Below are 13085 nucleotides of genomic sequence, written 5' to 3'. Positions count from 1 at the left end.
CCGCCGGTTTCTCCGGTGATTTGCGACGCGGTTTTTACGACTTGACTTGTAATTTAGACGGACTATTGTTATACCGTACTTGGAAAATCGACACGGGGCGTCGGCTTGTGGGATCGGAGGACAATGCCTGCGTGCAAAGGCGGAAAGGAGTAGAAGATGTCGATAAAAAAGAAAGACACGATCGAAGCGAAAGGTTTCGCGATTCAAATTTATACGGAAGATTTTAAGAATGACTACATCAGTTTGACGGATATTGCCAAATACAAGAATTCAGAAGAACCCAATGTAGTTGTTGCAAATTGGATGAGAAACTATAATACAATAGAATATTTAGGAATATGGGAGCAATTAAATAATCTTGAATTTAACCCCCTCGAATTCGAGGGGTTTTTGAAAGAAGCAGGGAGTAATGCTTTCACTTTATCTCCACAGAAATGGGTTAATACTACAAATGCAAAAGGAATTTATGTGAAAGTCGGAAGAGGGGGCGGTACTTTTGCGCATAAGGATATTGCATTAAATTTGCTTCATGGATTTCAGCAGAGTTTGAGTTATATATCGTTAAAGACTATCAAAGATTAAAGGACGATGAAAACTCCAAACTGTCCCTTTCTTGGAATTTACACCGGAAGACTTCAAAAATCAATTACCGCATTCATACCGATGCCGTCAAGACCTATCTTTTGGCAGATCTTACGAGCGAACAACTATCGTATCAATATGCGAGTGAAGCGGACATGCTCAATGTAGCGCTCTTCAATCAGAGGGAAAAAGAGTGGTGTGAGGAACATCCGGACTTAAAAGGGAATATGAGGGATTATGCAAGTCTCAACGAGCTTTTGGTGCTCGCCAATATGGAAAGTTACAATGCAATCCTGATTGAAAAAGGCATGGAGCAGAGAGAAAGAATGACGGAACTTCGAAAACTGGTAAGAACACAACTGATGTCGTTGGAAAGGTTAAACGGTACAGGACTTCAGAGTTTAGAAGAGAAGTCAAAAAAATAGAGCGATCGAATGAAAAGGGTTTGGAAGTGAATGTATTATGAGATTTCACTTGATCGAATACAATCCGAAATAATCAGATAAGATGAGGGAGAAGAAATGACAAACGGAGCGAAAGAAAACAAGGGAACCGTGCAACGGGCGGAATTACACAGAAAGATATGGTCTATTGCAGACAATGTAAGAGGTGCGGTAGATGGATGGGATTTTAAGCAATACATATTGGGAATATTGTTTTATCGATTTATATCAGAGAATATGACAGAATTTTTTAACTTTGCCGAGCACGAAGCGGGAGATTTGAACTTTGATTACGCCAAGCTTAGTGATAAAGAGGCAGAATTAGATTTTAGACCTGGTACAGTAGAAGACAAAGGGTTCTTTATTTTGCCGAGTCAACTTTTTGAAAATGTTGTAAAAAATGCAAAAACAAACGAAAATTTGAATACAGATTTGGCAAATATATTTAAATCGATTGAAGGAAGTGCGACGGGTTTTGCATCAGAAGACGATATTAAAGGTTTGTTTGAAGATGTAGATACGACAAGTAACCGATTGGGTTCTACCGTTGCAGAAAAAAATAAACGATTGACAGACATCTTGACCGGAATTGCAGAAATCAACTTTGGAGATTTCAAAAGCAACGATATTGATGCCTTCGGTGATGCGTATGAATATTTAATTTCTAATTATGCAAGTAATGCCGGAAAATCAGGAGGAGAATTTTTTACTCCGCAATCGGTGTCCAAGCTGTTGGCACGGCTCGTCATGGACGGAAAAACGAGTATCAACAAAGTGTATGACCCGACCTGTGGGAGTGGGAGTTTGCTTTTGCAAATGAAAAAACAGTTTGAAGAACATATTATTGAAGAGGGATTTTTCGGGCAGGAAATCAATATGACCAATTTTAACCTTGCTCGTATGAATATGTTTCTTCATAACATCAATTACAATAACTTTTCGATTAAAAGAGGAGATACGCTGTTAAATCCACTCCATAATGACGAAAAACCGTTTGATGCCATCGTTTCCAATCCGCCATATTCCATCAAGTGGGTGGGTGATGCCGATCCGACACTGATCAATGACGAACGATATGCACCGGCAGGAAAGTTGGCACCGAAATCCTATGCGGACTATGCGTTTATTATGCATTCACTGAGCTATCTTTCCAGTAAAGGAAGAGCGGCAATTGTATGCTTTCCGGGAATTTTTTATCGAAAAGGAGCAGAAAGAACAATTCGCAAATATTTGGTAGACAACAACTTTGTCGACTGTGTGATTCAGTTGCCTGAAAATCTGTTTTTTGGAACATCCATTGCAACTTGTATCTTAGTGATGGCTAAGAATAAGACTGAAAACAAAATTTTGTTTATTGATGCGAGCAAAGAATATAAGAAAGAAACCAATAATAATATTTTAGAAGAAAAGAATATCCAATTGATTATCGAAGAGTTTAGAAACAGAACGGACAAAGAATACTTCTCAAGATATGTAGACTTATCCGAAATAGAAGAAAATGACTATAATTTGTCAGTATCCACCTATGTAGAAAAAGAAGATACAAGAGAAAAAATTGACATTAAGGTGCTGAACAAACAAATTGAAGAAACGGTTAAAAGAATAGATGAGCTTAGAGCTTCCATAAATGAAATAGTAAAGGAGCTTGAAAATGAGTAAAGAAACAGAAAAGATTCATGGAGAAGTTGTGATATATACTGCTGATGATGGAAACACTAAGATTGATGTTAATTTTATAGATGAAACGGTATGGCTATCACAACAGCAGATGGCGGAGTTATTCCAAACATCAAGGACAAATATTGTAGAACATATAGGAAATATTTATGACGAAGGTGAACTTGATAAAAATTCAACCTGTCGGGATTTCCGACAGGTTCGAAAAGAAGGCAAGCGTAATGTTTCAAGAGATATTCCTTTCTATAATTTGGATATGATAATTTCACTTGGTTATAGGGTAAAATCAAAAATTGCTACTGATTTCAGAAAATGGGCAACAGAGAGGCTGAAAGAGTATATAATCAAAGGATTTACAATGGATGATGAACGACTGAAAAATTTGGGTGGTGGAGTATATTGGAAAGAACTTTTAGAGAGAATCCGAGATATCCGTTCGTCAGAAAAAGTTATGTATAGGCAGGTTTTGGATTTATATGCAACCAGCATAGATTATGACCCTAAAAGCAGGGAATCTATAGCGTTTTTTAAAATGGTACAGAATAAACTGCATTATGCAGTTCATGGACAAACAGCAGCAGAAGTAATTTATAAAAGAGCAGACAGTGAAAAAGAATTCATGGGACTCACTACTTTTTCCGGAGATTTTCCAACAAAAAAAGATATCGGAGTTGCAAAAAACTATCTTACAGAAGATGAATTGAAAATATTAAACAGGCTTGTATCAGGATACTTTGAAATCGCAGAAATGCAAGCCATGAAACATAAGCCTATGTATATGAGTGACTATGTAGAAACTCTGGATAATATTCTTAAATCCACAGGGGAAGATGTATTAAAAGATGCAGGCAAGATTAGTCATAAGCAAGCAATGGAAAAGTCACTTTTTGAATATAGAAAATATCAGGCAGAAAACCTTTCTCCTGTTGAAAAAGACTATTTAAACGAGATAAAATCCATTGAGCAAAAAGCCAAAAAAGGTGGAAAAGAAGATGAGTAAGATAGATGAACTATTGAAAAATGAAAAAGTGGAATGGAAAAAGTTGGGGGAAATAGGAGAGATTTTTGCAGGAATTACAGGAAAAACAAAAAATGATTTTAAGAACGGGAATAAAAAATTTGTTACTTATAAAAACGTATATTCTAATCCTGCTTTAGACTTAGATATAAAAGATTTGGTTAATATAGGTAAAAATGAAAATCAAAGAACTCTTGAATGTGGAGATATAATATTTACAGGTTCTTCAGAAACTCCTGATGAATGCGGATTGTCATCGGTTGTTACAGAAATTCCAAAAGAACAACTTTATTTAAATAGTTTTTGTTTTTTCTTAAGACCTAAAAATAAGATATTATTGCCAAATTTTTCAAAACATCTATTTAGGTCTGATAGATTAAGAAAAGAAATATCAAAAACAGCATCGGGGGTTACTCGATTTAATGTGTCTAAGGAATTGATGAAAAAAATAGAAATTCCAATTCCATCAATAGAAACGCAAGAAAAAATTGTAAAAAACCTTGACAAATTCACAAATTATGTTACTGAGTTACAGGCTGAATTACAGGCTAGAACTAAACAGTATGAGTATTATAGAAATTCATTATTAAGTGAGGAGTACTTGAATAAATTGTCTGAAACTCCAGAAATCCTCGGAGGAGGATACAGAGTAAAACTGACAACACTAGGTGAAATTGGCGAAATTCAAATGTGTAAAAGGATTTTAAAAAATCAAACTTCATCAAAAGGGGACATTCCATTTTACAAGATAGGTACTTTTGGGAAAATTGCCGATTCATTTATTTCTCAAGAATTATTTAATGAATATAAGAAAAAGTATAGTTATCCAAAGAAGGGAGAGATTTTAATTTCTGCAAGTGGAACCATTGGGAGAACAGTAATTTTTGATGGTGAGGATGCTTATTTTCAGGATAGCAATATAGTTTGGGTTTCACATAATGAAGAGATAGTAATAAATAAATATTTGTATTATTTATATCAAGTGATTAATTGGAATCCATCAACAGGAGGGACAATAAATAGATTATACAATTATAATTTGAAAAATATTAAAGTGATTTTACCACCAATAGAAATTCAAAATAAAATTGTGGACATCCTTGACAAATTCCAATCTTTATTGGCTGATACAAAAGGTTTGTTGCCACAAGAAATTGAACAGAGACAAAAACAATACGAATATTATCGTGAAAAACTCTTGACATTTGAAATAGTGTGTGATAACACACACACACACACACGAATAGTATTATCTAACAGATATTTTGCCATCCTACAAGAGGCAGCAAAATTTGTTGGAATAAAGCAAAGTTGTGTGGTGTGGAAAAAGTTAGGGGATATAGGTAAATTCGAAAATGGTACAGGAATGCCGAAGTCCATGTTTGATGAAAAAGGGCAAGTGGGAGCGATTCACTATGGACATATCTATACAAAATATAATATGTTTGTAGAGCAACCTATTGTTAAAATTCGTGAAACAGATTCTCTAAAATTAAAAAGAGTTCATTCGGGAGATTTGGTTATAGCAAAAACTTCTGAAAATATTGATGATATTATGAAGACGGTAGCTTATATAGGGAGTAATGATGTTGTGACGGGAGGTCATGCTGCTATATTTAGACATAGTGAAAACGCTAAGTATTTATCGTATGTTTTTAATGGAGCGCATTATACTATTAAACAAAAAGATAAGTTGGCAAGAGGTGTAAAGGTAATTGAATTATCGACGACTGATATGGAGAAAATAAAAATCCCTATCCCATCTTTACCCGTTCAAGAATATATTGTTTCTATTCTTGATAAGTTTGATGCCCTTGTGAATGATATTTCACAGGGATTGCCAAAAGAGATTGAACTTAGACAAAAACAATATGAATACTATCGTGAAAAATTACTATCTTTTGAAAGAAATGTAGAGAGAGGGAAAAAATGAATTTGCAAGATAAAATAAAAGGAGCTTTGTATGGATTTGCTATCGGTGATGCAATGGGAGCTACTACAGAATTTATGGACGAAAATAAAATTAAAGAGAAATATGGTATAGTGAAGGATGTTATTGGAGGCGGATGGCTTGATATTATCGCCGGAGATGTTACTGATGATACAGAAATGTCTATGTGTGTAATGGATGTTTTGATGGAACAGGATTATTTGAATTTTAAACACAATCTTGCAGTTAAATTTGTAGAATGGTTGAAAAGTGATCCGAAAGATGTGGGAAATCAGTGTTTCAAAGCAATTCGATTTTATGAGCATCATAACGAATATATTTATGAAGACAGAACTGCTTTAGGTAATGGCAGTTTAATGAGAGCCTTGCCTTGTGCCTTGCTAAATGATGAAAGAGCTCAGGAATTGAATATTTTGCAAGGAGAGATAACGCATAACAATGATATTTGTTCTAATATAATCAAGAACTATACTCAGATAATACAAGACAGACTTTATGATAGAAAGTCAATCGAATGTCAGTGCACATTGATGAAACCGACAGGTTATGTAATCAATACTTTTAATAATGTGAAGTATTGGAGCAACCAACCGACTTTTGAGAGTTGTATTATAGGTGCAGTTAACCATGGAGGAGATGCTGATACTATTGCAGCGATAGCCGGAAGTATTGCAGGGGCAAAATTTGGTTATGAGGCAATTCCGAAGGATTGGGTAGATTCTTTGAATGAACAGATAAAACAAAAATTATCGAAATTTAGTGAATTTGTTATGCAAACATACGAGAATTAGAAAAAGTGTTTGTACATAAGGGAAGGAGTGATGGCAATGCCGGAGCAAACCGCACAATATAGTACCTCCACAATTGCGGAGATGACGAATGGAATTATTTTGGCAAGTTTTGAAAAGTCGAATCTTGTTCGTGAGACTTCTTATCAGAGTGAAACACAGCTTGAACAGAGCATGATAGATAATCTTGTTGCACAAGGATACCAAAGATTGGTCGTAAAGTCTAAAGAAGATTTGTATGCCAATTTGAAAGTTCAGATTGAAACATTGAATCAAGTGAAGTTTACACCGGATGAATGGAGTCGCTTTTTGGCAGAATATTTAGATACTCCAAATGACGGAATGATTGAAAAGACACGTAAGGTACAAGAAGACTACATTTATGATTTTATTTTTGATGACGGGCATCTAAAAAACATCAAAATCGTTGATAAGAACAATATTCATAATAATATTTTGCAGGTAACCAATCAGGTCAAGCAAGAAGGAAGTCATAACAATCGATATGATGTAACTGTGCTTGTGAATGGATTGCCACTTGTTCATATTGAGCTCAAAAAAAGGGGAGTCAATCTTCACGAGGCATTCAATCAAATTCATAGATATAGCAAAGAGAGTTTTAACAGTGAGAATTCTTTGTATAAGTATGTTCAGATATTTGTGATTTCAAACGGGACTTATACGAGATATTTTGCAAATACGACAGCACAGAACAAAAATAATTATGAGTTTACTTGTGAGTGGGCGGATGCAAAGAACAAGGCGATTCGCGATTTGGAGTATTTTACCCAAACATTTTTTGAGAAGAGGGTTCTGCTTGAAGTGTTGACAAAATATTGTGTCTTTGATACGAGCAATACTCTCTTGATTATGCGTCCTTACCAAATAGCGGCAACGGAGCGTATTTTGTGGAAGATCAAATCCGGTTATGAAAATAAAAAAGCGGGAAGAGTCGATGCGGGAGGATTTGTTTGGCATACGACGGGGTCAGGCAAAACTTTGACTTCTTTCAAGACGGCAAGGCTTGCAACTTCATTGGAGTTTATTGATAAGGTGTTTTTTGTAGTGGACAGAAAAGATTTGGATTATCAGACGATGAAGGAGTATCAAAGATTTCAGCCGGACAGTGTCAACGGAAGTAAAGATACTAAGGAATTGAAGAGATGTATTGAAAAAGATGATAATCGTATTGTGGTAACAACGATTCAAAAATTAAATGAGTTTGTGAAGAAAAATCGGAATCATGAAATCTATGACAAGCACTGTGTGTTGATTTATGATGAGTGTCATCGTTCGCAGTTTGGAGATGCACAAAAGAATATTCAAAAATCGTTCAAAAAATATTATCAGTTCGGTTTTACAGGAACACCAATTTTCCCGCAAAATGCATTGGGGGCGAATACTACTTCTGATGTGTTCGGTGCACAATTGCATTCGTATGTGATTACGGATGCGATTCGAGATGAAAAGGTGTTGAAGTTTAAGGTGGATTACAATAATATTTCGGCAAAATTTAAGAGTGCGGAAGAGGAGTTGGATGAAAAAAAGCTTGCAAAAATGGAGAAAAAAATGCTTCTTCATCCGGAGCGAATTACGGAGATTACGAAATATATCTTGAAAGTATTCAATACCAAAACGCACAGAAATGAGTACTATGACATCAAAAATCGTAGATTGAACGGATTTAATGCTATGTTTGCCGTGCAGAGTGTGGAAGCTGCCAAAATGTATTATGAGGAATTTCAAAGACAGCAAAAGGATGTTCCGGAAGAAAAACGGTTGAAGGTAGCAACGATTTACAGTTTCGTTGCGAATGAGGAGCAAAAGGCGATTGGAGAAATATCTGAAGAGGGTTTTGATACGAGTGCGATGGATTCTACCGCAAAGGAATTTTTAGACAGGGTAATTCGTGATTACAACGGGTATTTCAAAACTAATTTTTCTACTGCGGGAAATGAATTTCAGAATTATTATAAGGATTTGTCAAAAAAGGTCAAAAATAAAGACGTTGACTTATTGATTGTAGTCGGAATGTTTTTGACGGGATTTGACGCTCCGACATTAAATACTCTATTTGTGGATAAAAATTTGAAATACCACGGATTGATTCAAGCTTTTTCGAGAACAAACCGTATTTTGAACAAGGTGAAGACTTTTGGTAATATTGTTTGTTTCAGAGATTTGCAAAAAGCAACGGAAGAGGCAATTAAGACATTCGGAGACAAAAACAGTATCAATATTATTTTGGAAAAAAGTTATGAAGAGTATATTCACGGATTTAAGGATGAAGATACCGGAAAGATGATAAAGGGTTATCAGGATATTTGTGAAGAGTTGATAAGCAAGTTTCCTGATCCTACTGAGATTGAGCTTGACGCGGATAAGAAGGAGTTTGTTGAGTTATTTGGTGAGTTGCTGAAATCTGAAAATATTCTTAGAAATTTTGATGAATTTGAACATTTTGAGTCTCCTATTTCTGACAGACAGATGCAGGATATGAAAAGTGTCTATGTGGATATTAGAGAAAGTATTTTATATTCTAAGAGAAGTGAGGATGCAGAAAAAGAGCAGATTGATTTTTCGGATGTGGAATTTCAGATTGATTTGTTAAAAACGGATGAAATCAATTTGGATTATATTTTGGCTTTGATTCTTAAAAAAGCAAAAGAGCATGAGGATATTGAAATGCTAAAAGAAGAAATTAGAAGAGTGATTCGTTCCAGTCTTGGAACAAGGGCGAAAGAAGATCTGGTCATAGATTTTATCAACAGTACGAAGTTGTCGGAACTTAAGAACACGGACGATATTTTGGAATCGTTCTATCGTTTCGCAAGACAAAAGAAACAGCAAAGCATTGCTATGCTGGTGGAAGAGGAGAAGTTGAAAGAGGGAGCGAATTTATTTATAGAAAAATCCATTAACAAGGGTTATGCAGACTATGCAGGAGATGATTTGGATGGAATTTTGCCTCCTGTCTCAAGAAGAGGTGGAGCAAGAGAGAAGAAGAAGGAGTCCGTGCTTGAAAAAATCAGACGGATTGTGGAAGTATTTGTTGGAATTTAGTGAAAGATGCGAGAGAAGGAGTGAGTACATTGGAACAAGGATTGAATAAAATAGAAGGAAAAATTGATGAGATTATTTTTCACAATGATTCCAATGGATATACTGTTGCTTCTCTTGTGACGGATGATTTAGAGGAGATTACAATTACAGGGATTTTTCCGACGATTGAGCTTGGGGATCGGTTTGAACTGGAAGGCGAAAAGGTGTTCCATCCAAGTTACGGACCGCAGTTTCGTGTGACAAGTTATGTGACGAAGGAGCCTGCAACAAAGGAGGCTATTTTGGCGTTTTTAAGTTCCGGAGTTTTGGACGGGATTGGCAGAACGATGGCGGAGCGTATTTTTGACAAATTCGGTTTGGATGCGATTCGTGTTTTGGATGATACTCCAGAAAAACTTTTGGAGATTGAAGGAATCGGAAAGAAGAAATGTCAAAAGATTATTGAAAGTTACAAGGACAAACGGGATTTAAAAGTAGCGATTCTTCATTTTGCAGCTTATGGACTGACTCCTGCGATGGCAATGAAAATTTTTCGATATTATGGAGAAAAAGCAAAAGAGATTGTGGAACAAAATCCATATTGTTTATGCCGAGATATTAAGGGAATCGGATTTCGAAAAGCGGATGAAATTGCTGAACGAATGGGAATTGCAAAAAATGACATTCATCGCATTATGGAGGGAGTTGTGTATCTGTTGCAAGAGGCAGGTATGCAAGGTCATGTGTATTTGCCGGCGGATGTTGTGCGAGAACAGGCAGTGAAGTTGTTGGGGGTTTCGACAGAAGAGGTACAATCCGGAATTTATGAACTTTGTATTTCAAGCAAAACAATCTTGGAGCGTTCAGCTGACGAAACGGAGAGGCTTTATCTTCCGTTGTATCGTGAGACGGAAAGTAATGTGGCAAACTTGTTGTCGCAGTTGTTAGTAAAGGACGAGACCGGTATCGGAGTAGATGCGGATATTTTGATTCAAGAAATTCAGGACAAGACGGGAATCTGTCTCGCTGAGAAACAGAAGGCTGCCGTTACGACAGCTTTGAATGAGAAAATTATGATTGTCACAGGAGGTCCCGGAACAGGAAAGACGACCGTAGTGAAGTTTATTTTGAAATGTTTTGAGAATCAAGAGAAGAAGGTTGTGTTGTGTGCGCCGACGGGACGAGCTGCAAAGCGTTTGAGTGAGGCGTCAAATCAAGAGGCAAAAACAATTCATCGCTTGTTGGAAGTTGGTTTTTCGGAAGACGAGGACATGAATTACTATAATCGAGATGAGGAAAATCCTTTGGAATCAGATGTCATTATTGTCGATGAGATGTCCATGGTGGATATGTTTTTGATGAGGGCGCTTCTTCGAGCTATTCCTAAACATGCGAGGTTGATTATGATTGGAGATGCGGATCAACTTCCATCTGTCGGAGCGGGGAATGTGTTATGGGATATGATTGAGAGCAATTTGATTCCGGTTGTTCGATTGACAGAGATTTTTCGTCAAGAGGAAGAAAGTCAAATTATCCAAAATGCACATAGGGTGAATCATGGACAGGAACTGATCATTGATAAGGAGAGTAAGGACTTTTTTTTCATGATGAGAAGAGACGGAGACAAGGTAAAAGATTTGATTTTGGAGTTGATAAAAGAAAGGCTTCCGAACTATTTTGGGGTTGAGTCGACAGAAATTCAAATTTTGACTCCGGTTCGAAAAGGTGGAATCGGAATGCATGAAATCAATCAGAAAGTACAGGAAGCCCTCAATCCGCCAAGTGAGGAGCGGGCAGAATTTAAGTATATGAATACCATCTTTCGTGAGAATGATAAGGTCATGCAGATAAAGAATAATTATGAAAAAAAATATCGAAACACTGTTACTTATGAAGAGGGCGAGGGTGTTTTTAACGGTGATATCGGTGTGATAGATACGGTCGATGTTAGAGGGAAACAGTTTTATATCACATTTGATGACAATCGAAGATGTCGATATGAATTTTCGGAAGTCGATAATATCGAACATGCCTATGCGATTACAGTCCATAAGAGTCAAGGGAGTGAGTTTGATGTTGTCATTCTTCCGATTTTGTCACTTCCACCGATGTTGCAGAATCGAAATATTTTGTATACTGCGATTACAAGAGCAAAAAAAGGATTGGTCTTGGTAGGAAATATGTATTATGTCAATCGCATGATTCAAAACATGGATCGCCAGGAGAGATACTCATCTTTGGCAGAGAGATTGAAGTTTATGAAAGAACATTACTTTGAAGATGAAGTATCAAAAGAAATAACGCCAGTAGTCAAACAAGCATAATGAGGTTAGAAAAAAAGTCGAATATTCAAATATTAAAGAAAGAAAGTATACAATACATGAAGTGAAGATTTCAAAAAAAGTTTGAATACACTAAGCAAGTGTTAAACATAAAGAAGTCCACTTGAAATAGGAGGATAGGATGGATTGTTATATGGAAGAAGCTTTTCGTGAAGCGTTGCACTCTTATCGAAAAGAGGAAGTGCCGGTTGGAGCGGTCATAGTGAAAGATGATGTGATTATTGGACGAGGTCATAATGTAATAGAAACTCGCCAAAGCTCAGTTTGTCATGCAGAAATCATAGCAATTCAACAAGCTCAGAAATACTTAAATAATTGGAGACTGAATGAAGCGAAGATGTATGTCACATTAGAACCTTGCTTGATGTGTATGGGAGCTATTTTGAACAGTCGTTTGAGTGAGCTCCATATTGCAACAAGAGATTTCGAAAGAGGAGCAGCAGTCAGCAAGGTTCCACTAATTTTGGAAGATAAAATTCCAAATAAGCTCATGGTGTATCTGTATGATGATGAGACCTGTACCTACTTATTAAAAAGATTTTTTAGAGAGTTGAGAAAGAAAAAAAGGGAATAGTTCATAATACTATTGTCAATTTTTATAAAATATGGTAGACTGTACAAGTTATGTGGAGAGATGTCCGAGAGGTTTAAGGAGCACGCCTGGAAAGCGTGTATACGGGAAACCGTATCGGGGGTTCGAATCCCCCTCTCTCCGCCATCTTAATTTTAGAATCAATGTTTTCTATTCTGATAAAACGCTAATAAAACGCGTTTTATTTTTTTGTTTCAATTCAGGAAATAAAAAAATCTTTTAAAAAATAAAAATCTAGGGAAACAGTACATTTGTTAACACTATAAGAAGATCTGCTATTTGACATTTTTGATATCAAAAAAGACTATGAAGATATCATAAATTCTATATTTATGATGAATGATGGAAAGAATATGATGAAGTAAATTTTTTAAATAGATATGTAGAATGGGAAAGATGATTTAGAAAGTAGTTATTCTTTTCTAATATTTTTTATTTGTATATAGATGAAACTATTAAATAGTTCGATAACGGGAAACAAATGAAACTTTTATAAGGGGATAATCCAACAACATAATTCAATAAATATCTCATTTTCCTATAAAGAATATAGTTAGAATCTGTTTATTCAAAAAAATAGCAATCAAACAAAAATAAAAAAGAATTGACAAGAAGAAAAAGATATGATAAATTAAACACACCATTGAGGT

General features: G+C 35.7%; 9 protein-coding genes and 1 tRNA gene. All 10 read left to right on the top strand.

All coding sequences use genetic code 11. From position 1 onward, the window contains the following. The first annotated feature begins 156 nt into the window (after nucleotides 1–156). The 10 genes from ACO5GE_RS06660 (at nucleotide 157) to ACO5GE_RS06615 (ending at nucleotide 12561) form a co-directional block, all read left to right on the top strand. Nucleotides 157–582 carry a KilA-N domain-containing protein gene (locus ACO5GE_RS06660; RefSeq protein WP_484830139.1) on the top strand — a complete coding sequence of 142 codons (426 nt, stop codon included), beginning with the start codon at nucleotides 157–159 and terminating at the stop codon, nucleotides 580–582. Nucleotides 583–683: 101 nt separating this feature from the next. Next, nucleotides 684–1007, top strand: coding sequence for a hypothetical protein (locus tag ACO5GE_RS06655; RefSeq protein WP_484830138.1), 324 nt, complete (start codon nucleotides 684–686; stop codon nucleotides 1005–1007). Between the two features lie 96 nt (nucleotides 1008–1103). Beyond that, a complete protein-coding gene (locus ACO5GE_RS06650; protein ID WP_484830137.1) occupies nucleotides 1104–2684 on the top strand; it encodes a type I restriction-modification system subunit M in 1581 nt (526 codons plus the stop codon). Then, nucleotides 2677–3702, top strand: coding sequence for a virulence RhuM family protein (locus ACO5GE_RS06645; protein ID WP_484830136.1), 1026 nt, complete (start codon nucleotides 2677–2679; stop codon nucleotides 3700–3702). The genes ACO5GE_RS06650 and ACO5GE_RS06645 overlap by 8 nt, the downstream gene beginning before the upstream one ends. A 13-nt stretch (nucleotides 3703–3715) precedes the next feature. Further along, nucleotides 3716–5653, top strand: coding sequence for a restriction endonuclease subunit S (locus tag ACO5GE_RS06640; protein WP_484830135.1), 1938 nt, complete (start codon nucleotides 3716–3718; stop codon nucleotides 5651–5653). Continuing rightward, on the top strand, nucleotides 5650–6462 hold the full coding sequence (locus ACO5GE_RS06635) for an ADP-ribosylglycohydrolase family protein (RefSeq protein WP_484830134.1): 813 nt from the start codon (nucleotides 5650–5652) through the stop codon (nucleotides 6460–6462). The genes ACO5GE_RS06640 and ACO5GE_RS06635 overlap by 4 nt, the downstream gene beginning before the upstream one ends. 30 nt (nucleotides 6463–6492) lie before the next feature. Further along, entirely contained in the window at nucleotides 6493–9522 is a 3030-nt protein-coding gene (locus ACO5GE_RS06630; protein WP_484830133.1) for a type I restriction endonuclease subunit R, read from the top strand. Nucleotides 9523–9551: 29 nt separating this feature from the next. After that, nucleotides 9552–11825, top strand: a complete 2274-nt coding sequence (gene recD2, locus ACO5GE_RS06625) for an SF1B family DNA helicase RecD2 (protein ID WP_484830132.1) — start codon at nucleotides 9552–9554, stop codon at nucleotides 11823–11825. Between the two features lie 139 nt (nucleotides 11826–11964). Then, on the top strand, nucleotides 11965–12417 hold the full coding sequence (locus tag ACO5GE_RS06620) for a nucleoside deaminase (RefSeq protein ID WP_484830131.1): 453 nt from the start codon (nucleotides 11965–11967) through the stop codon (nucleotides 12415–12417). Between the two features lie 54 nt (nucleotides 12418–12471). Next, nucleotides 12472–12561 (top strand) — tRNA-Ser (locus ACO5GE_RS06615). Nucleotides 12562–13085 lie beyond the last annotated feature (524 nt).

Source organism: Filifactor sp. (assembly GCF_057248345.1).
The sequence above is the reverse complement of the archived record's forward strand: the minus strand, read 5'-3'. Positions and strand labels throughout refer to the sequence as shown.